At 67.9% G+C, this 18,738-nt stretch carries 31 protein-coding genes; 30 read left to right on the forward strand and 1 reads right to left on the reverse strand.

From position 1 onward, the window contains the following. The first annotated feature begins 7 nt into the window (after window positions 1-7). From rpsS to truA, 28 genes are all read left to right on the forward strand, one after another. Complete coding sequence (rpsS, locus tag OHA21_RS42280) at window positions 8-289, forward strand: 30S ribosomal protein S19 (RefSeq protein WP_014440726.1); 282 nt, start codon at window positions 8-10, stop codon at window positions 287-289. A gap of 37 nt (window positions 290-326) precedes the next feature. Continuing rightward, window positions 327-770, forward strand: coding sequence for a 50S ribosomal protein L22 (gene rplV, locus OHA21_RS42285; RefSeq protein WP_328464965.1), 444 nt, complete (start codon window positions 327-329; stop codon window positions 768-770). Continuing rightward, window positions 770-1,627 (forward strand): 30S ribosomal protein S3, encoded by an 858-nt coding sequence (gene rpsC / locus OHA21_RS42290; RefSeq protein WP_328464967.1) that lies wholly within the window; start codon window positions 770-772, stop codon window positions 1,625-1,627. The genes rplV and rpsC overlap by 1 nt, the downstream gene beginning before the upstream one ends. A gap of 3 nt (window positions 1,628-1,630) precedes the next feature. Continuing rightward, window positions 1,631-2,056: a 50S ribosomal protein L16 gene (rplP, locus tag OHA21_RS42295; RefSeq protein WP_014687763.1), complete on the forward strand. Its 426-nt coding sequence runs from the start codon at window positions 1,631-1,633 to the stop codon at window positions 2,054-2,056. Further along, window positions 2,056-2,289, forward strand: a complete 234-nt coding sequence (rpmC, locus tag OHA21_RS42300) for a 50S ribosomal protein L29 (RefSeq protein WP_014440730.1) — start codon at window positions 2,056-2,058, stop codon at window positions 2,287-2,289. The genes rplP and rpmC overlap by 1 nt, the downstream gene beginning before the upstream one ends. Further along, complete coding sequence (gene rpsQ / locus OHA21_RS42305; RefSeq protein ID WP_328464971.1) at window positions 2,286-2,558, forward strand: 30S ribosomal protein S17; 273 nt, start codon at window positions 2,286-2,288, stop codon at window positions 2,556-2,558. The genes rpmC and rpsQ overlap by 4 nt, the downstream gene beginning before the upstream one ends. 94 nt (window positions 2,559-2,652) lie before the next feature. Continuing rightward, window positions 2,653-3,021: a 50S ribosomal protein L14 gene (gene rplN / locus OHA21_RS42310; RefSeq protein WP_007073026.1), complete on the forward strand. Its 369-nt coding sequence runs from the start codon at window positions 2,653-2,655 to the stop codon at window positions 3,019-3,021. Next, complete coding sequence (rplX, locus tag OHA21_RS42315) at window positions 3,018-3,338, forward strand: 50S ribosomal protein L24 (RefSeq protein WP_196415190.1); 321 nt, start codon at window positions 3,018-3,020, stop codon at window positions 3,336-3,338. Before rplN ends, rplX begins: the two co-directional genes overlap by 4 nt. Further along, window positions 3,338-3,907 carry a 50S ribosomal protein L5 gene (rplE, locus tag OHA21_RS42320; RefSeq protein WP_328464974.1) on the forward strand — a complete coding sequence of 190 codons (570 nt, stop codon included), beginning with the start codon at window positions 3,338-3,340 and terminating at the stop codon, window positions 3,905-3,907. Before rplX ends, rplE begins: the two co-directional genes overlap by 1 nt. A 2-nt stretch (window positions 3,908-3,909) precedes the next feature. Then, entirely contained in the window at window positions 3,910-4,095 is a 186-nt protein-coding gene (locus OHA21_RS42325) for a type Z 30S ribosomal protein S14 (protein ID WP_020513598.1), read from the forward strand. A gap of 119 nt (window positions 4,096-4,214) precedes the next feature. After that, window positions 4,215-4,622, forward strand: coding sequence for a 30S ribosomal protein S8 (rpsH, locus tag OHA21_RS42330; protein ID WP_014440735.1), 408 nt, complete (start codon window positions 4,215-4,217; stop codon window positions 4,620-4,622). Between the two features lie 14 nt (window positions 4,623-4,636). After that, a complete protein-coding gene (rplF, locus tag OHA21_RS42335; protein ID WP_328464979.1) occupies window positions 4,637-5,176 on the forward strand; it encodes a 50S ribosomal protein L6 in 540 nt (179 codons plus the stop codon). After that, window positions 5,173-5,568, forward strand: a complete 396-nt coding sequence (gene rplR, locus OHA21_RS42340; protein ID WP_442874998.1) for a 50S ribosomal protein L18 — start codon at window positions 5,173-5,175, stop codon at window positions 5,566-5,568. Before rplF ends, rplR begins: the two co-directional genes overlap by 4 nt. Window positions 5,569-5,581: 13 nt before the next feature. Continuing rightward, window positions 5,582-6,202 carry a 30S ribosomal protein S5 gene (rpsE, locus tag OHA21_RS42345; RefSeq protein ID WP_328464981.1) on the forward strand — a complete coding sequence of 207 codons (621 nt, stop codon included), beginning with the start codon at window positions 5,582-5,584 and terminating at the stop codon, window positions 6,200-6,202. Beyond that, window positions 6,202-6,384: a 50S ribosomal protein L30 gene (gene rpmD, locus OHA21_RS42350; protein WP_043531070.1), complete on the forward strand. Its 183-nt coding sequence runs from the start codon at window positions 6,202-6,204 to the stop codon at window positions 6,382-6,384. Before rpsE ends, rpmD begins: the two co-directional genes overlap by 1 nt. Beyond that, complete coding sequence (rplO, locus tag OHA21_RS42355; RefSeq protein ID WP_328464983.1) at window positions 6,385-6,834, forward strand: 50S ribosomal protein L15; 450 nt, start codon at window positions 6,385-6,387, stop codon at window positions 6,832-6,834. Window positions 6,835-7,360: 526 nt separating this feature from the next. Beyond that, entirely contained in the window at window positions 7,361-8,701 is a 1,341-nt protein-coding gene (gene secY, locus OHA21_RS42360) for a preprotein translocase subunit SecY (RefSeq protein WP_328478894.1), read from the forward strand. 74 nt (window positions 8,702-8,775) lie between these two features. Next, window positions 8,776-9,429, forward strand: a complete 654-nt coding sequence (locus tag OHA21_RS42365; RefSeq protein WP_229073950.1) for an adenylate kinase — start codon at window positions 8,776-8,778, stop codon at window positions 9,427-9,429. Between the two features lies 1 nt (window position 9,430). Further along, a complete protein-coding gene (gene map, locus OHA21_RS42370) occupies window positions 9,431-10,261 on the forward strand; it encodes a type I methionyl aminopeptidase (protein ID WP_328464989.1) in 831 nt (276 codons plus the stop codon). 34 nt (window positions 10,262-10,295) lie between these two features. Continuing rightward, window positions 10,296-10,736 (forward strand): DUF1707 SHOCT-like domain-containing protein, encoded by a 441-nt coding sequence (locus OHA21_RS42375; protein WP_328464991.1) that lies wholly within the window; start codon window positions 10,296-10,298, stop codon window positions 10,734-10,736. Between the two features lie 236 nt (window positions 10,737-10,972). Then, window positions 10,973-11,194, forward strand: coding sequence for a translation initiation factor IF-1 (infA, locus tag OHA21_RS42380; RefSeq protein ID WP_007073013.1), 222 nt, complete (start codon window positions 10,973-10,975; stop codon window positions 11,192-11,194). Between the two features lie 51 nt (window positions 11,195-11,245). Further along, on the forward strand, window positions 11,246-11,362 hold the full coding sequence (gene rpmJ, locus OHA21_RS42385; protein WP_014440745.1) for a 50S ribosomal protein L36: 117 nt from the start codon (window positions 11,246-11,248) through the stop codon (window positions 11,360-11,362). Between the two features lie 162 nt (window positions 11,363-11,524). Beyond that, on the forward strand, window positions 11,525-11,905 hold the full coding sequence (gene rpsM, locus OHA21_RS42390) for a 30S ribosomal protein S13 (RefSeq protein WP_196415123.1): 381 nt from the start codon (window positions 11,525-11,527) through the stop codon (window positions 11,903-11,905). Window positions 11,906-11,922: 17 nt separating this feature from the next. Continuing rightward, window positions 11,923-12,330 carry a 30S ribosomal protein S11 gene (gene rpsK / locus OHA21_RS42395; RefSeq protein ID WP_014440747.1) on the forward strand — a complete coding sequence of 136 codons (408 nt, stop codon included), beginning with the start codon at window positions 11,923-11,925 and terminating at the stop codon, window positions 12,328-12,330. Between the two features lie 13 nt (window positions 12,331-12,343). Continuing rightward, window positions 12,344-12,970 carry a 30S ribosomal protein S4 gene (gene rpsD, locus OHA21_RS42400; protein WP_328464996.1) on the forward strand — a complete coding sequence of 209 codons (627 nt, stop codon included), beginning with the start codon at window positions 12,344-12,346 and terminating at the stop codon, window positions 12,968-12,970. Between the two features lie 89 nt (window positions 12,971-13,059). After that, window positions 13,060-14,082, forward strand: a complete 1,023-nt coding sequence (locus tag OHA21_RS42405) for a DNA-directed RNA polymerase subunit alpha (RefSeq protein WP_093618743.1) — start codon at window positions 13,060-13,062, stop codon at window positions 14,080-14,082. Window positions 14,083-14,117: 35 nt separating this feature from the next. After that, on the forward strand, window positions 14,118-14,684 hold the full coding sequence (rplQ, locus tag OHA21_RS42410) for a 50S ribosomal protein L17 (protein ID WP_328465000.1): 567 nt from the start codon (window positions 14,118-14,120) through the stop codon (window positions 14,682-14,684). Between the two features lie 81 nt (window positions 14,685-14,765). Then, entirely contained in the window at window positions 14,766-15,593 is an 828-nt protein-coding gene (truA, locus tag OHA21_RS42415; RefSeq protein ID WP_328465002.1) for a tRNA pseudouridine(38-40) synthase TruA, read from the forward strand. On the opposite strand, the gene OHA21_RS42420 is transcribed toward truA, so the two are convergent. Next, window positions 15,590-16,315: a hypothetical protein gene (locus tag OHA21_RS42420; RefSeq protein ID WP_328465004.1), complete on the reverse strand. Its 726-nt coding sequence runs from the start codon at window positions 16,313-16,315 to the stop codon at window positions 15,590-15,592. The two genes, truA and OHA21_RS42420, sit on opposite strands and share 4 nt — an antisense overlap. Before the next feature lie 96 nt (window positions 16,316-16,411). Between OHA21_RS42420 and OHA21_RS42425 the strand changes: the two genes are divergently transcribed. Together OHA21_RS42425 and OHA21_RS42430 are read left to right on the forward strand one after the other, a co-directional pair. Beyond that, window positions 16,412-17,029 carry a class I SAM-dependent methyltransferase gene (locus OHA21_RS42425; RefSeq protein WP_328465006.1) on the forward strand — a complete coding sequence of 206 codons (618 nt, stop codon included), beginning with the start codon at window positions 16,412-16,414 and terminating at the stop codon, window positions 17,027-17,029. 27 nt (window positions 17,030-17,056) lie between these two features. Continuing rightward, on the forward strand, window positions 17,057-18,703 hold the full coding sequence (locus OHA21_RS42430; protein ID WP_328465008.1) for an ABC-F family ATP-binding cassette domain-containing protein: 1,647 nt from the start codon (window positions 17,057-17,059) through the stop codon (window positions 18,701-18,703). Window positions 18,704-18,738 lie beyond the last annotated feature (35 nt).

Genomic DNA, 18,738 nt, shown 5'->3' on the forward strand with positions numbered 1-18,738 from the left:
GTAGAAGATGCCTCGCAGCCTGAAAAAGGGCCCGTTCGTCGACGACCACCTGATCAAGAAGGTGGAAGTCCAGAACGAGAAGAACTCGAAGAACGTCATCAAGACCTGGTCGCGGCGCTCGACGATCATCCCCGACATGCTCGGGCACACGATCGCCGTGCACGACGGGCGCAAGCATGTCCCGGTGTTCATCACCGAAGCCATGGTCGGGCACAAGCTCGGCGAGTTCGCTCTGACCCGCACGTTCAAGGGTCACGAGAAGGACGACCGCAAGAGCCGTCGTCGCTAAGCAGATACACGGATTAGAGGAATTAGGAGCTACAGCGATGCCAGTTAAGGGCGACGCTCCGGTGCTTCCGGGCGCGCGGGCGGTTGCGCGGCACGTGCGCATCTCGCCGAACAAGGCGCGCCGGGTGGTCAACCTCGTCCGCGGTCTGCCCGCGAAGGAGGCGCTCACCGTCCTGCAGTTCGCGCCGCAGGCCGCCAGCGAGCAGGTTTACAAGGTGCTCGCCAGCGCCATCGCGAACGCGGAGAACAACGAGCGGCTCGACCCCGACGCTCTCCTCGTCAGCGAGGCGTTCGTCGACGAGGGTCCGACGCTGAAGCGGTTCCGTCCGCGGGCGCAGGGCCGTGCGTACCGGATCCGCAAGCGCACCTGTCACATCACCATCGCGGTCGAGGCGGTCCAGGTGGCCCGCCCGGCGAAGAAGGCCGCCGCCAAGAAGGCGGCGCCGCAGGCCGAGTCCCAGAGCACGGAGGGTGCCGAGTAATGGGTCAGAAGGTTCACCCCACCGGGTTCCGCCTCGGCATCTCCACCGACTGGAAGAGCCGCTGGTTCGCGGACAAGCTCTACAAGGACTACATCGGCGAGGACGTCAAGATCCGCCGCATGATGTCCAAGGGCCTTGAGCGCGCCGGCATCTCCAAGGTGGACATCGAGCGGACCCGCGACCGGGTTCGGGTCGACATCCACACCGCCCGGCCGGGCATCGTCATCGGCCGTAAGGGTGCGGAGGCCGACCGGATCCGCGGCGAGCTCGAGAAGCTCACCGGCAAGCAGGTCCAGCTGAACATCCTCGAGGTGAAGAGCCCCGAGTCGGACGCTCAGCTCGTGGCGCAGGGCGTCGCCGAGCAGCTGTCCAGCCGGGTCAGCTTCCGCCGGGCGATGCGCAAGGCCATGCAGTCGGCCATGAAGAACCCGATCTGCAAGGGCATCCGGGTGCAGGTCTCCGGCCGTCTCGGCGGCGCGGAGATGAGCCGCACGGAGTTCTACCGTGAGGGTCGCGTTCCGCTGCACACGCTGCGCGCCAACATCGAGTACGGCTTCTTCGAGGCGCGTACCACGTTCGGCCGGATCGGCGTGAAGGTCTGGATCTACAAGGGCGACGCCGTTCCGGGTCGTGAGGTCGTCACCGAGACGGCCGCGCGTCCGCGCCGCGACCGTGCCGACCGGCCCGAGCGTCCGCGCCGTGGCCGTTCCGGCTCGTCCGGCACGACCGCCGGCGGTACCGAGGCCGGCCGCGCTGCGGCGCAGTCGCGGGGTGGCGACACCCCGACCGGCGAGAACACGAACGACGCCGCGGTCGCCGCGGCTCCGGCTCAGGCCGAGACGCAGCAGGAGGGCTGACACATGCTGATGCCGCGTAAGCCCCCGAAGGGCTTCCGCAAGCCGCACCACCCGGACCGCCACGGCGCGTCCAAGGGCGGCAACCGGGTGGTCTTCGGCGAGTTCGGTATCCAGGCGCTGGAGCCCGCGTACGTGACGAACCGGCAGATCGAGTCGGCGCGTATCGCGATGACCCGTCACATCAAGCGTGGCGGCAAGGTCTGGATCTCGATCTTCCCGGACCAGGCCCTGACCAAGAAGCCGGCCGAGACCCGCATGGGTTCCGGTAAGGGTTCTCCCGAGTGGTGGGTGGCGAACGTCAAGCCGGGTCGGATTCTCTTCGAGATGTCCTTCCCGAACGAGACGGTCGCGCGTGAGGCGATGCGCCGCGCGATCCACAAGCTCCCGATGAAGTGCCGCATCGTGACGCGCGAAGTGGGTGAAAGCTGATGGCAGCGGGCGTTAAGGCAGCCGAGCTGCGCGAACTCTCCGAAGAGGAGCTGGTTTCGCGGCTGCGGGAGGCCAAGGCGGAGCTGTTCAACCTTCGTGTGCAGCGCGCGACCGGCCAGCTCGACAATCACCGTCGGCTGCAGGTCGTCCGCAAGGACATCGCGAAGATCTACACGATCATGCGTGAGCGCGAGCTGGGGCTCTCGGTTGCGCCGGATGAGGTGACAGCATGAGTGAGAACGCGACTGCACCGCGCGCCCAGCGCAAGGTGCGCGAAGGTCTCGTGGTCAGCGACAAGATGGACAAGACCGTCGTCGTCGAGGTCGAGGACCGGGTCAAGCACGCGCTGTACGGCAAGGTCATCCGTCGTACCCGCAAGCTGAAGGTTCACGACGAGCAGAACGCGGCCGGTATCGGTGACCGCGTCCTGCTGATGGAGACCCGCCCGCTCTCCGCCACCAAGCGCTGGCGGATCGTGGAGATCCTCGAAAAGGCCAAGTGAGTGCGCTGGGCCGGTTTCGGCCGGCCCAGCGGACCATCGTTCCGCCAAGCTTCGGGCACGCTGCCCGGAGAACTGGCAGACATAGGAGACAGACGTGATCCAGCAGGAGTCGCGACTGCGCGTCGCCGACAACACGGGTGCCCGGGAGATCCTGTGCATCCGCGTGCTCGGCGGCTCCGGTCGCCGTTACGCGAGCATCGGCGACGTCATCGTGGCCACGGTCAAGGACGCCATTCCCGGTGCCGGTGTGAAGAAGGGTGACGTCGTCAAGGCGGTCGTCGTCCGCACCGCCAAGGAGAAGCGGCGCCCGGACGGCTCGTACATCCGTTTCGACGAGAACGCCGCCGTCATCATCAAGGACGGCGGGGACCCCCGCGGCACCCGCATCTTCGGCCCGGTCGGGCGCGAGCTGCGCGACAAGCGGTTCATGAAGATCATCAGCCTGGCGCCGGAGGTGCTCTGACCGTGAAGATCAAGAAGGGCGACACGGTCGTCGTCATCGCCGGCAAGGACAAGGGTGCCAAGGGCAAGGTCATCGCGGCCTTCCCGCGGCAGGACAAGGTCCTGGTCGAGGGCGTCAACCGCGTCAAGAAGCACGAACGCATCCGCACCACCCAGCGTGGTTCGAAGACCGGCGGCATCGTGACCCAGGAAGCCCCCGTCCACATCTCGAACGTGCAGGTGCTGGACGACCAGGGCAAGCCGACCCGGATCGGCTACCGGATCGACGAGAACGGCAACAAGGTCCGCATCGCGCGTACGACCGGTAAGGAACTCTGATGACTGCCGCCACCGAGACCAAGACGCTGCCGCGCCTCAAGACCAAGTACCGCTCCGAGGTCATCCCGGCCATCCAGGAGCAGTTCCAGTACGCCAACCCCATGCAGATCCCCGGCCTGGTCAAGGTCGTCGTGAACATGGGTGTCGGCGAGGCTGCCCGGGACGCCAAGCTGATCGACGGCGCGGTCCGCGACCTGACCACCATCACCGGTCAGAAGCCGCTGGTTCGCCGGGCGACCAAGTCGATCGCGCAGTTCAAGCTGCGTGAGGGCATGCCGATCGGCGCGAAGGTCACCCTCCGCGGCGACCGGATGTGGGAGTTCCTGGACCGGCTGCTGTCGATCGCGCTGCCGCGTATCCGTGACTTCCGCGGCCTGGACGGCAAGAAGCTGGACGGGCACGGCAACTACACCTTCGGCCTGACCGAGCAGTCGGTGTTCCACGAGATCGACCAGGACAAGATCGATCGGCCGCGGGGCATGGACATCACGGTGGTCACCACGGCCACGACCGACGACGAGGGCCGGGCGCTGCTGAAGCTCCTGGGCTTCCCGTTCAAGGAGAACTGAGCATGGCGAAGAAGGCGCTGATCCTGAAGGCTGCCGCGAAGCCGAAGTTCGCTGTGCGTGCCTACACCCGCTGCCAGAAGTGCGGTCGTCCGCACTCGGTCTACCGCAAGTTCGGCCTGTGCCGGGTCTGCGTGCGGGACATGGCCCACCGTGGTGAGCTGCCCGGCGTGTCCAAGGCCTCCTGGTAACCATCCAACCGCCCCACCCGCCGCCCTAAAGCGGTCTGAAGGCTGGTTCACAAGTAATACCGCTTCGCCGTAGGCCTGGTCCTACCGGGAACCCCGGCGAGAAAGGTTGACGAATACCCATGACGATGACGGACCCGATCGCAGACATGCTCACGCGTCTGCGTAACGCCAACCAGGCGTACCACGACAAGGTGACGATGCCCTACTCGAAGATCAAGGCGAACATCGCCGAGGTCCTCAAGGCTGAGGGTTACATCGCCTCGTGGACGTCTGAGGAGCCCGAGGAGGGCGCGGTCGGCAAGCGTCTGGTCGTTGAGCTCAAGTACGGCCAGAACCGCGAGCGCAGCCTCGCCGGCATCAAGCGCGTCTCGAAGCCCGGCCTGCGGGTTTACGCCAAGTCCGACGAGCTGCCGCGAGTGCTCGGCGGCCTCGGTGTCGCGATCATTTCGACGTCCCAGGGACTGCTGACCGACAAGCAGGCCCGCAAGCGGAGTGTTGGCGGGGAAGTCCTCGCCTTCGTCTGGTAACTGGAGACTTAGACATGTCGCGAATCGGACGTAAGTCGATCCCGGTGCCGGCCGGTGTCGACGTCACCATCACGGGGCAGACCGTCAAGGTCAAGGGCCCCAAGGGCGAGCTCTCGCACACCGTCGCCGAGCCGATCACGGTCTCGAAGGACGGCAGCGAGCTGGTCGTCAACCGCCCCAACGACGAGCGTAAGGCCAAGGAACTGCACGGCCTCTCGCGGACCCTCGTCGCCAACATGATCGTCGGTGTCACCGAGGGCTACAAGAAGGTCCTCGAGATCAACGGCACCGGTTACCGCGTCACCGCCAAGGGCAAGGACCTGGAGTTCGCTCTCGGGTTCTCGCACCCGGTGAACATCGTGCCGCCGGCGGGCATCACCTTCTCGGTGGAGAAGCCGACGCAGTTCACCGTGACCGGCATCGACAAGCAGCTGGTCGGTGAGGTCGCCGCGAACATCCGCAAGATCCGCCCGCCGGAGCCCTACAAGGGCAAGGGCGTCAAGTACCAGGGCGAGGTCATCCGCCGCAAGGCTGGAAAGGCAGGTAAGAAGTGACCGCCACGCTGCTCAAGCGCCGCAACGGCGGCGGCTCCGCCGCCAAGCGTGCCGTCGGCAAGGCGCGTCGGCACTTCCGGGTCCGCAAGAACGTTCGTGGTACGGCCGAGCGTCCGCGCCTGGTCGTCACCCGGTCCTCGCGGCACATCACTGCGCAGATCATCGACGACCTCAAGGGCCACACGCTGGCTTCGGCCTCCACGCTCGACACCTCGATCCGGGGTGGCGAGGGCGACAAGAGCGCTCTGGCCGGCAAGGTCGGCGCGCTGGTCGCCGAGCGGGCCAAGGCGGCGGGCATTTCCAAGGTCGTCTTCGACCGCGGTGGCAACAAGTACGCGGGCCGGATTGCCGCGCTTGCGGATGCCGCCCGCGAAGCCGGACTCGAGTTCTAGGAGGGATTGACCAATGCCTGGTCAGCAGCGCCGAGGCGGCGGGTCCGGCGGTAACACCGAGGGTGGCAACCGCAGGGACAACCGCCGCGAGGGCGGTCGTAACGCGCCCGTCGAGAAGACCCCGCACCTCGAGCGGGTCGTCGCGATCAACCGTGTCGCGAAGGTCGTCAAGGGTGGTCGTCGCTTCAGCTTCACCGCCCTGGTGATCGTCGGCGACGGTGACGGCACCGTGGGTGTCGGTTACGGAAAGGCCAAGGAGGTGCCCGCGGCCATCGCCAAGGGCGTCGAGGAGGCCAAGAAGCACTTCTTCAAGGTTCCGCGGATCGGTGCGACAATTCCGCACCCGATCACCGGTGAGGCTGCCGCGGGTGTCGTCCTGCTCAAGCCGGCGTCGGCCGGTACCGGTGTTATCGCCGGTGGCCCGGTGCGTGCCGTGCTCGAGTGCGCGGGTATCCACGACATCCTGTCGAAGAGCCTCGGCTCGTCGAACCCGATCAACATCGTGCACGCGACGGTGGCCGCTCTGAAGGGCCTCGAGTCGCCGGAGGACGTCGCGAAGCGTCGTGGCCTCCCGGTCGAGGACGTGGCGCCGGCGGCCATGCTGGCGGCGCGTGCGGAAGCGGCGGTGCACTGATGGCGCGCTTGAAGGTCACCCAGATCCGGTCCGGTATCGGCCGTAAGCAGAACCAGCGGGACTCCCTGCGGTCGCTCGGCCTGAAGCGGATCAACGATGTGGTGGTCAAGGAGGACCGTCCCGAGATCCGGGGCATGATCTTCGCCGTGAACCACCTCGTCACTGTCGAGGAGGTCGAGTAAATGGCGATCAAGGTCCACCACCTGCGTCCGGCGCCGGGCGCGAAGACCGCGAAGACCCGTGTGGGTCGCGGTGAGGGCTCCAAGGGCAAGACCGCCGGTCGCGGTACCAAGGGCACCGGCGCCCGGAAGAACACTCCGGCATCGTTCGAGGGTGGGCAGATGCCCATCCACATGCGCCTGCCGAAGATGAAGGGCCTGCGCAACAAGCCGCGCAACAAGGTCGTCTTCCAGGTCGTCAACCTGGACCGCCTCGCCGAGCTGTTCCCGAACGGCGGCGAGGTCGGCCCGGCCGAGCTGGTCGAGGCCGGCGCTGTCCGCAAGGGCCAGCCGGTCAAGGTCCTGGGCTCCGGCGAGCTGGGCGGCGTGTCGCTGACTGTTTCGGCGCACGCGTTCAGTGAGTCCGCCAAGGAGAAGATCGCCGCTGCCGGTGGCTCTGCCACCCAGCTGTAAGTCGTGAAGCGGTCGAAGGCCGCGGCACCGGGACACCCGGCGCCGCGGCCTTCGTCGTTTCCGCGGTAGGGGGTTCCGGGGGAGCGGAAACCGGGACGGCGATGCGCAAACGGCCCTGTACGCCGCGTGAGGGCGCGTTCGGCCCCAGGAGGCACTCGACCCACCCGCCGGCTGGTCGGCGTGCTCAGCGGCGCTCAGGCGGGCTCGCCGGCCGATTCGAAAGATCGAAAGACATCGAGTGACCGGGATCCGCCCGGACGTACCGTATTGTGGGACCCGGCTCGGGCGCGGGGGTGACCGGGCCCGGTGCAACGCGGCTTGCCGATCGTGGCGTAAGCAGACGGTTCAGCCACTAAGCCGGACAGTTGTGTTGTACTGGGGCATCGGCCCGTGCGATGCCGGTGGTTGCGCTGTCCGCCTTGCTGATACAGTGCTCCGCTGGCGGCCTCTATGGCTGCTCAATGATGTGTGCCCGAACTTCGGGGATACCGCAACCCAGAGTGTGGCGACCACGCAGGAGGATCAGTTGTTGTCCGCCTTCTCGAGCGCGCTTCGGACGCCTGACCTGCGGAAGAAGCTACTCTTCACGGTAGCGATTATTGCGATCTACCGTCTCGGCGCCACATTGCCCAGTCCCGGTGTGTCCTACTCCAACGTGCAGAACTGTTTGGAGCTCACCGAGAGTGCGGGCAACAGCGTCCTGAACCTGTTGAACCTGTTCTCCGGCGGCGCGCTGCTCCAGCTCTCCGTTTTCGCGCTGGGCATCATGCCGTACATCACGGCCTCGATCATCCTGCAGCTGCTGACGGTGGTCATTCCCCGTCTCGAGCAGCTCCGCAAGGAGGGCCAGTCCGGCCAGGCGAAGATCACGCAGTACACCCGGTACCTGACGCTGGGCCTCGCCGTCCTCCAGGCCTCCGCGTTCGTCGCGCTCGCCCGGACCGGCCAGCTGTTCGGCAACATGTGCGACCAGGACAACCCGGCGTACCAGATCATCCCGGAGAACACCGGGCTGCCGATGTGGCTGACCCTGACCGTCCTGGTGATGACGATGACCGCCGGCACCGGCGTGGTCATGTGGCTCGGCGAGCTGATCACCGACCGCGGCGTTGGCAACGGCATGTCCGTCCTGATCTTCACCTCGATCGCGGCCCGCCTCCCCGGCGAGGGCTGGAGCATCAAGGAGTCCAGCGGCACCGGCAAGTTCCTGCTGGTCATCGGTCTGGTCCTGGTCATCATCGGTCTGGTCGTCTTCATCGAGCAGGCGCAGCGCCGCATCCCGGTGCAGTACGCGAAGCGGATGATCGGCCGGCGGATGTACGGCGGCACCTCCACCTACATCCCGCTGAAGGTCAACCAGGCGGGTGTCGTACCGGTCATCTTCGGCTCCTCGCTGCTCTACCTGCCGCAGCTGTACCTGCAGTTCTTCGACCAGAACAACCTCAAGGGCTACCAGATCTGGATCCAGAACAACCTGGCGGATCCGACCAGCCCGATCTACATCGGCCTGTACTTCCTGCTGATCATCTTCTTCACGTACTTCTACGTGTCGATCACGTTCAACCCGACTGAGGTCGCGGAGAACATGAAGAAGTACGGTGGGTTCGTTCCGGGTATCCGTCCGGGCAAGCCGACCGCCGACTACCTCGACTTCATCCTCAGCCGGATCACCCTGCCGGGTGCGCTGTACCTCGGTCTGATCTCGGTTCTGCCGAACTTCTTCTTCATCTGGCTCAACCAGGACCAGTACATGAACTTCCCGTTCGGTGGTACCGCGGTGCTGATCATGGTGGGTGTGGGTCTGGAGACGGTGAAGCAGATCGAGAGCCAGCTCATGCAGCGGAACTACGAAGGGTTCCTCCGCTAGTGGGTACGCGGGGCCGGGGGGCTCTGCCGTCGACGGTGGGCGTGGTTTCTCCTGACCGAAGCGAGGCGATGTAGGTGCGGCTGGTACTGGTGGGCCCTCCGGGGGCCGGCAAGGGGACCCAGGCTGAGTTCATCGCCGCCCATCTCGCCGTACCGAAGATCTCCACCGGGGACATCTTCCGCGCCAACGTCTCGCAGGGCACCCCGCTCGGTGTCGAGGCCAAGCGATACATGGACGCCGGGCAGCTGGTACCGGACGAGGTGACCATCAACATGGTGCGCGACCGGCTCGCTGAGCCGGACGCGAGCGATGGTTTCCTGCTGGACGGGTTCCCGCGTACCGTGCCGCAGGCCTCGGCCCTGGACAAGCTCCTGGCCGACCTGGGCACCGCTCTGGACATCGTGATGGAGCTCGTGGTCGACGACGACGAGGTGATCCGGCGGCTCTCCGGCCGCCGGACCTGTCGTGGGTGCGGCAAGATCTGGCACGTCGAGTTCGACCCGACGAGCAAGGACAACATCTGCGACCGCTGCGGCAGCGAGCTGTTCCAGCGTGACGACGACAAGGCCGAGACGATCGCGAACCGGCTGGTCGAGTACGCGGACAAGACCGCGCCCCTGGTCGACTTCTACGGTGCCCAGGGCAAGCTGGTGGGCATCGACGCGACCGGCCCGGTGGAGGACGTCACGGTGCGCGCGATCGACGCTCTGCGGTCCTACGGCGGCTGACATGGCTCGTCAGCAGGACATCCAGTTCAAGACGCCCGAGCAGATCGAGAAGATGCGGGCCGCCGGCCTGGTGGTGGCGGCCGCCCTCGACGCGATGCGGGACGCGGTGGCGCCCGGGGTGTCGACCGCCGACCTCGACGCGGTCGCGGAGAAGGTGATCCGGGACGCCGGCGCGGTGCCGTCGTTCAAGGGCTACCACGGCTTCCCGGCGTCGATCTGCGCCTCGGTGAACGAGCAGGTGGTGCACGGCATCCCGAACGCGAAGCAGATCCTGCAGGAGGGCGACCTCATCTCGCTCGACTGCGGCGCGATCCTGGACGGCTGGCACGGCGACTCGGCGATCACGGTCGGCGTCGGCGAGACCGATCCGGCACTGCTGCGGATGGCCGAGGTCGCCGAGGAGGCCATGTGGGCCGGCATCGCTGCCGCGGCCCGCGGCGCGGCGAACGGCCGGGGCCGGCTCACCGACATCTCGTTCAACATCGAGAAGGTGATCCGCAAGGCCGGGCGGTACGGGATCGTGGACGGCTACGGCGGCCACGGCATCGGCACCGAGATGCACCAGGACCCGCACGTGCTGAACCACGGGAAGCCGGGCCGCGGCGTACGGGTGGTCCCGGGCATGGCGCTCGCCATCGAGCCGATGATCACCATGGGCTCCCCGCGCACCGTGGAGCTCGACGACGGCTGGACCGTGGTGACCCGGGACGGGTCCCGGGCCGCGCACGTGGAGCACACCATGGCGCTGCTGGACGACGGCGTCTGGGTGACCACCGCGCCGGACGGCGGCCGTGCGAAGCTCGGCGATCTGGTCACCGCCCGCCAGCCGTAGCCGTCGGTGGTGCCCGGCTGCCATGCTGTGACGCATGGGGCAGGAGGGCATGCGGGCCAGTGACGGTGACCGGCAGAAGGTCGCCGATCAGCTGAAGGCGGCGCTCGACGAGGGCCGGCTCGACCTGAACGAGTACGACGAGCGGGTGCAGAGGGCGTACGCGGCCAGGACGTACGGGGACCTGGACGGCCTGCTCGACGACCTGCCCGGCGCGATCCCGGTGCAGCGGGCCCGGATCCAGCCGTACCAGCCGCCGGCCCCGGTTTCACCGCATGTGGAGCCGCATCCGGCGCCGCATGGTGGACGGCCGAGGGTGGCGCCGGCGCTGGGCGCGTTCGTGCTCTGCACGGTGATCTGGGCGATCATCAGCCTGACCTCGGGTGAGCTGCACTACTTCTGGCCGGCCTGGGTGCTGATCCCGGTCGCGGTCGCGGTGCTGGCGCACTTCGCCGACCGCAACAAGCGCCGGGACTGAGGCGATATTGTCGGGTATGTCCGGCACAGACACGCCCGACCCCGGGTTGCGGAACCCTCGGTTTGGCGTCGCTGTTACGGGCGCGTAGACTGGCTTGCTGGCGCGCAGCGTCCACTCCTTCATGTCCTCACGCGCTTCGAGGACCGGGGGAGCCGCGGCTGGTCCGAGCCTTTTCAGGCCCGGGTAAGACGTTGCGAAAGCCTGCCCCACGAACCCGATGTCAGGTAGCGGAGGACATGCCTAAGAAAGACGGAGCCATCGAGATCGAAGGCCGAGTGATCGAGCCCCTGCCGAACGCCATGTTCCGCGTCGAGCTCGCCAATGGTCACAAGGTCCTGGCACACATCTCCGGGAAGATGCGCCAGCACTACATCCGCATCCTTCCCGAGGACAGGGTCGTCGTCGAACTCTCGCCGTACGACCTGACCCGTGGGCGAATCGTCTACCGCTACAAGTAAGCGGGTCGCGGGGTGGTTCCCATCCCGTCTGACTGAGAGTTAAGGCAAACCGTGAAGGTCAAGCCGAGCGTCAAGCGGATCTGCAACAACTGCCGGGTCATCCGGCGGCACGGCCGGGTCATGGTCATCTGCAGCACCGACCCGCGCCACAAGCAGCGCCAGGGCTGACACAGCCTCAGCGTAAGGATCCGTACCACAGCACAAGCTCGTTCCAGCCGCCAAGCATGCGCTTGAGCGGCCGCACCCCCGGTCGGAGGCCGGGGCCCGCCCGGGCAGGCGGGGTGGAATGGGCACAGACCTCCGTGAGACACCTGAGGAGTACGCCCACTTATGGCTCGACTCGTCGGCGTGGATCTTCCCCGCGAAAAGCGGATGGAGATCGCGCTCACCTACATCTTCGGCATCGGTCGCACCCGTGCCGTCGAGGCACTGACTGCTACCGCGATTGACCTGAACAAGCGCGCCAAGGACCTCAGCGAAGAGGAGCTGGTCCAGCTCCGGAACTACATCGAGGCCAACTTCAAGGTTGAGGGCGACCTGCGCCGCGAGGTCGCTGCGGACATCCGCCGCAAGGTTGAGATCGGTTGCTACGCCGGTATCCGCCACCGCAAGGGCCTGCCCGTGCGTGGACAGCGGACCCGGACCAACGCTCGTACCCGCAAGGGTCCGAAGCGCACGGTCGCCGGTAAGAAGAAGCCCGGTCGGAAGTAATAGGAGCGCACTGACTTATGCCACCGAAGGCACGCGCTGGGGCCGCCGTCAAGAAGGTCCGGCGCAAGGAACGCAAGAACGTCGCCCACGGGCAGGCGCACATCAAGAGCACCTTCAACAACACCATCGTGTCGATCACCGACCCGACCGGTGCTGTGATCTCCTGGGCCTCGTCCGGCCAGGTGGGCTTCAAGGGCTCCCGCAAGTCGACCCCGTTCGCCGCGCAGCTCGCTGCCGAGGCGGCCGCCCGTCGTGCCATGGAGCACGGCATGCGCAAGGTCGACGTGTTCGTCAAGGGTCCGGGCTCCGGCCGGGAGACCGCCATTCGTTCGCTGCAGGCCGCCGGCCTCGAGGTCGGACAGATCTCCGACGTCACGCCGCAGCCGCACAACGGTTGCCGTCCGCCGAAGCGTCGCCGGGTCTGAGGGAGATCTAGAGATGGCTCGTTACACAGGTGCGGACTGCAAGCGCTGCCGCCGCGAGAAGATGAAGCTGTTCCTCAAGGGCAGCAAGTGCGACGGGCCGAAGTGCCCGTTCGAGTCGCGTCCCTTCCCGCCCGGCCAGCACGGCCGCGGTCGGACCAAGGAGACCGAGTACCTGCTCCAGCACCGCGAGAAGCAGAAGGCCCGCCGCGTCTACGGCGTGCTCGAGAAGCAGTTCCGCGGTTACTACGAGGAGGCTGTCACCAAGCCCGGCAAGACCGGTGAGGTGCTGCTGCAGATCCTCGAGTCGCGGCTCGACAACGTCGTCTACCGGGCCGGCTACGCCGCGTCCCGTGACGCCGCCCGGCAGCTGGTCAAGCACGGCCACTTCCTGGTCAACGGCGTCAAGGTCGACATCCCGTCGTACCGGGTGAAGGACCACGACATCGTCACGCTGCGGGAGAAGTCGAAGGAGATGACCCCCTTCGTCGTCGCCCAGGCTCAGGCCGGTTCCCGGCCGGTGCCGGCGTGGCTGGAGCCGATCCCGAGCGAGATGAAGATCCTGATCCACTCGCTCCCGGCCCGCGCTGTCATCGACACGCAGGTCCAGGAGCAGCTGATCGTCGAGCTCTACTCCAAGTAGTGGCTCATGGGGCGCCGGCTTCGCAGCCGGCGCCCTGATCCAACGGACGGCCATCAAATAGTGGGTGGCCTGACAGAAAGAAGAACAGCGTGCTCATCAGCCAGCGGCCGACCCTCTCGGAGGAGTCGCTCAGCGAGACCCGCTCCCGGTTCACCATCGAGCCCCTGGAGCCGGGTTTCGGCTACACCCTCGGTAACTCGCTTCGCCGTACCCTGCTGTCGTCCATCCCGGGCGCGGCCGTCACCAGCATCAAGATCGACGGCGTGCTGCACGAGTTCACCACGATCCCCGGTGTCAAGGAGGACGTGGTCGAGCTGGTCATGAACGTCAAGGAACTGACCGTCAGCTCGGAGCACGACGAGCCGGTCAGCATGTACCTGCGCAAGCAGGGCCCGGGCGACGTGACCGCCGGAGACATCCAGCCGCCGGCCGGTGTCTCGGTGCACAACCCGGATCTGAAGCTGGCGACGCTGAACAGCAAGGGCCGGCTCGACATGGAGCTGACCGTCGAGCGGGGTCGTGGCTACGTCACGGCGGCGCAGAACAAGAACGCGGGCGCGGAGATCGGCCGGATTCCGGTGGACTCCATCTACTCGCCGGTTCTCAAGGTCACCTACCGCGTCGAGGCGACCCGTGTCGAGCAGCGCACCGACTTCGACCGTCTGATCATCGACGTCGAGTCGAAGGCGTCGATCTCGCCGCGGACCGCGCTGGCGTCGGCCGGTTCCACCCTGGTCGAGCTCTTCGGGCTCTGCCGGGAACTGGACGAGACCGCCGAGGGCATCGACATCGGCCCGTCGCCCCAGGACGCGCAGCTCGCTGCCGACCTGGCGCTCCCGATCGAGGAGCTGGACCTCACCGTCCGTTCGTACAACTGCCTCAAGCGCGAGGGCATCAATAGCGTGGGCGAGTTGATAGGGCGTACGGAGGCCGACCTTCTGGACATCCGGAACTTCGGCCAGAAGTCCATCGACGAGGTCAAGATGAAGCTCGCCGGAATGGGCCTAGGGCTGAAGGACAGCGCGCCGTCCTTCGACCCGGCGCACGTCGTGGACTCGTTCGGCGACGTGGACTACGACACCGACGACTACCGCGAGACCGAGCAGCTGTAACTAGCTGTCCGGCGCCATAACCAAGGAGCATCGGAATGCCCACGCCCACCAAGGGTGCCCGCCTCGGCGGCAGCCCGGCGCACGAGAAGCTCATCCTGGCCAACCTGGCCACCGAGCTCTTCCGGCACGGGAAGATCAAGACCACCGAGTCGAAGGCCAAGCGGCTGCGCCCGCTGGCCGAGCAGCTCGTCACGAAGGCCAAGCGCGGCGACCTGCACGCCCGTCGCCGGGTGCTGACCGTCGTGAAGGACAAGGACGTCGTGTACGCCCTGTTCGAGCAGATCGCTCCGCGGTACACCAACCGCCCCGGCGGCTACACCCGGATCACCAAGATCGGCCCGCGCAAGGGTGACGCCGCTCCGATGGCCGTCATCGAGCTGGTCGAGGAGCTCCAGGTCGCGGCCACCACGGCCCCGTCGAAGGAGTCGCGCAAGGCCGCCGCGCAGCAGGCCAAGGTCGAGGCGCTCGCGCCCGAGGAGGAGGTGCCCGCCGCCACCACCTCCGACGACCAGGACGCCGAGCCGCCGGTCAGCGCTTCCGGTGACAAGGGCGCCGAGGGCGACAAGGCCGAGGGCGACGACGACGCCACCACGAAGGCCTGATTTAGCCAGGTGAAGGCCCGGCATCCTCTTCGGAGGTGCCGGGCCTTTCCTGTGTTCTGAGCAAGAGGAGCATGCTGCGGGATGACCGATTCCATTCGGCTACGGCTGGACGTGTCGTACGACGGCGCCGAGTTCTCGGGATGGGCGGCGCAGCCCACCCGGCGTACCGTCGCGGGGGTTCTCACCGAGGCGCTCGGCCGGCTCGTCGGGGCGGAGACCGCTCTTGGTTTGACCGTTGCCGGGCGTACCGATGCCGGGGTGCATGCGACCGGTCAGGTCTGCCACATCGACCTTCCTGCGGACCGTTACGCCGAGCTTGCGGGGTCTCTGCTGCGCCGCCTGGCGGCGCTGATGCCGCCGGACGCCCGCGTCCGTGCGGTGACGCCCGTGCCGGCCAGCTTCGATGCGCGTTTCTCTGCGACCTTCCGCCGGTACGAATACCGCGTCTCCGACGACCCGTGGGGCCCGGAGCCGCTGCGCCGCCTCGACACCCTCGGCTGGCTGCGCCGGCTCGACCTGGACCGGCTCAATGCCGCCGCGGCCGGGCTGGTCGGGGAGCACGACTTCGCGGCGTTCTGCAAGCGCAAGGAGCACGCCACCACGATCCGGGCGATCACCCGGCTGGACTGGCGCCGCGACCCGGACCGGATCTGCGTGGCCACCGTGCAGGCGGACGCGTTCTGCCAGGCGATGGTTCGCAGTCTGGTGGGCGCGATGCTGACCGTGGGTGACGGGCGCCGGGAACCGGACTGGCCGGCCCGGCTGCTGACGCAGCGGGAACGCTCCAGCGAGGTGACGGTCGCGCCGGCGCACGGGCTGACGCTGGTCGCGGTCGGCTATCCCGAGGAGACCGAGTACGCCGCCCGCGCCGAAGCCACCCGTCGGCTGCGCGAGATCCCGGCTGGTTAACCAGCTGCGGGCACGGTGTTCAGGACGTCCTGGGCGGCGCGCTGGACGCCTGGGTCGTCGGCTGGGACCAGTTCGCCGGCCGGGCCGGTGATCACGCAGTACACCAGGTAGCGGCCGTGGGTACGCCAGACGACCGGGGTGCCGGGGCCGGACTCCAGGCCGCTCATCTGGGCGAATCCGCCGTCACCGGTCTCGACCAGGGATCGGAGCTGATCGCCGACGGCCACCGCGCCGGTGATGTCGGGTAGGTCCAGGACGCCGGCGGTGATCCGGAAGTCGGCGTAGGGGACGGTCAGGGCGGCGCGGATCGCCTGTGTGCACCCGTACCGTTGCAATGTCGTGCGCAACGTGCCGGTGACCGCGACCGTGCAGTCGGCCGAGAGGTCGGTGCGCTGGACCCGGAAAGCCCCGGAGCCGGCCGGAAAGGCCTCGGCCGCGGTCAGCGGCGCGGTCCGTGCCGCGGTGGCCGGGCCGGGGCCGTCATCGGCGACGATGAGAATGCCCAGCATGATGCAGATGCCGAGCACGATCAGGGCGGCCAGGCCGAGGGTGAGCAGGTGGGCGGTTCGGCGCGGATCCCGCCGGAGGTGCCGTTGCGGACCCGAGCGGACCCCCGCGGGGTGGCGATGCTGACCGGTGAAACCCGGATGCCTCACCAGCAGCAGAAGGCCGCCGGCCGGAGTGGCGCGGTGGGCGGAGCGCGTAGGGGTGGCGTACCGCATGGGCCCCAAGCTAGGCGCGCATGCTGATCTATTAACGCACAGCCTGTCCGCCACCCCGCCGGGTGACGCCTGACCCGGCGGCGGGAGACTTGCCGGGTGACCGCCGACCATTACTTCACCGCCGAGCCGGACGCGCCGTTCCGCCGGGGCGAGATCGAGTTCAACGTCGCCGGCCGGGACTACCGGCTGGCGGTGGCGTCCGGGGTGTTCTCGGCCGGGCGCCTGGACCCGGGCACGGCCGTGCTTCTGCGCAAGGCCGAACTGCCCGGTGCCGCCACCGAGGGGACGCTGCTCGACCTGGGCTGCGGGTACGGGCCGATCGCCAACGTGCTGGCCAGCGAGGCGCCGCAGGCCACGGTCTACGCCGTCGACGTGAACTCGCGCGCCCGCGAGCTGACCACCGAGAACGCCGCGGCGCTCGGTCTGGCCGGCCGGATCCGGGTCGCCGCACCCGACGAGGTTCCGGACGACGTGACCTTCACCGAGATCTGGAGCAACCCGCCGACCCACGTCGGCAAGGCCGAACTGCACGCGATCATGGAGCGCTGGCTGCCCCGCCTCGCCCCGGGCGGCATTGCCTGGCTGGTGATCAACCGGAACCTCGGTGGTGATTCGCTGCACACCTGGCTGGTCGCCGGCGGCTGGACGGTCGAGCGGGTGGCCAGCCAGAAGGGGTTCCGGGTGCTTCGGGTCACCCGAAATTCGGCTGACTAGTTCCGGGCAGGCAGGGAGGATGCCGGCATGGGTTACGTGGATGTCGCCGGTGCCGGCTTCGTGCTTCCGGACGGGCGGGAGCTCTTCGCCGACGTTTCGTTCCGGGTCGGTGAGGGCGCCAAGGTGGCGCTCGTCGGGCCCAACGGCGCCGGCAAGACGACGCTGATGCGGATGGTGGCGGGCGACATCCCGGCCCAGAGCGGCTCGATCGCGCGGTCCGGCGGGCTCGGCGTCATGCGGCAGTTCATCGGGATGATCGGCGATGACCGTACCCTGGAGGATCTTGCACTTTCCCTGGTGACGCCGGCGCTGGGCGCGGCAGGTGAGCGGCTGCGTGCCGCGGCCGCGGCCCTCGACGAGACCGAGAAGACCCAGATTGCGTACGCCAACGCGCTCGCTCACTGGGGCGAGACCGGGGGGTACGAGGCGGAGGTGCTCTTCGACACGGTCGCGGTGTCGATCCTGGGCAAACCGTGGGACGAGGTGCGAGACCGGGTCGTGCGCACGCTGTCCGGCGGTGAGCAGAAGCGGTTCGCGCTGGACCTGCTGCTCCGCGGCACCGACGAGGTGCTGCTGCTCGACGAGCCGGACAACTTCCTCGACGTGCCCGCCAAACGCTGGCTCGAGCAGCGGCTGCGGGAGTCGTCGAAATCGGTGCTCTACGTCTCGCACGACCGGGAACTGCTCGCCCAGACCGCCAACCGGGTGGTCGCTGTGGAGGGTGGCAGCGCGTGGACGCATCCGGGCGGGTTCGCGTCCTGGCACGAGGCCCGGCTGCACCGGCACGACCGGATGGAGGAGAACCGGCGGCGCTGGGACGAGGAACACGAGAAGCTCAAGGAGCTCGTCTTCACGCTGAAGAACAAGGCGGCGTACAACGACGGGCTGGCCTCGCGGTATCAGGCGGCGCAGACCCGGTTGCGCAAGTTCGAGGAGGCCGGTCCGCCACCGCTGCCGCCGAAGGAGCAGTCGCTGCGGATGAATCTGCGCGGCGGGCGGACCGGGAAGCGCGCGGTCATCTGCGAGGGCGTCGAGCTGGAGGATCTGACCTTCCCGTTCGACCTGGAGATCTGGTACGGCGATCGGGTGGCCGTGCTCGGCGCGAACGGCACCGGCAAGTCGCACTTCCTGCGGCTGCTCGCGGCCGGTGGCACCGAGCCGGATCTGGAGCACAAACCGGTCGACGGGGCGCCGCTGGCGCACGTGGCTCACGAGGGACGGGCACGGCTCGGCGCGCGGGTCCGGCCCGGGCACTTCTCGCAGACCCACGACCGGCCTGAGCTGCTGGAGAAGACCCTCGTCGAGATCCTGTGGCGCGGCGACGAGCATCGGTCCGGAATGGACCGGGCCGGGGCCATGAAAGCGCTGAACCGGTACGAACTGGCCGCCCAGGGAGATCAGCGGTTCGGGACGCTCTCCGGTGGACAGCAGGCCCGGTTCCTGGTGTTGCTGCTCGAGCTCTCCGGGGCGACGGTCCTGCTGCTCGACGAGCCCACCGACAACCTCGACCTGGCCTCGGCCGAGGCGCTCGAGGAGGGATTGAAGGCGTTCGACGGCACCGTGATAGCTGTCACCCACGACCGCTGGTTCACCCGGTCCTTCGACCGCTTCGTGCTGTTCAGAAGCGACGGTGAGGTTGTCGAGGTGCCCGAGCCGGTTTGGGACGTGCGCTAGCTTTTCTCGTCACGGACCGGTTAGGGTCCGATTAC

Origin of the sequence: Actinoplanes sp. NBC_00393 (assembly GCF_036053395.1) — a bacterium.
Lineage (GTDB): Bacteria > Actinomycetota > Actinomycetes > Mycobacteriales > Micromonosporaceae > Actinoplanes.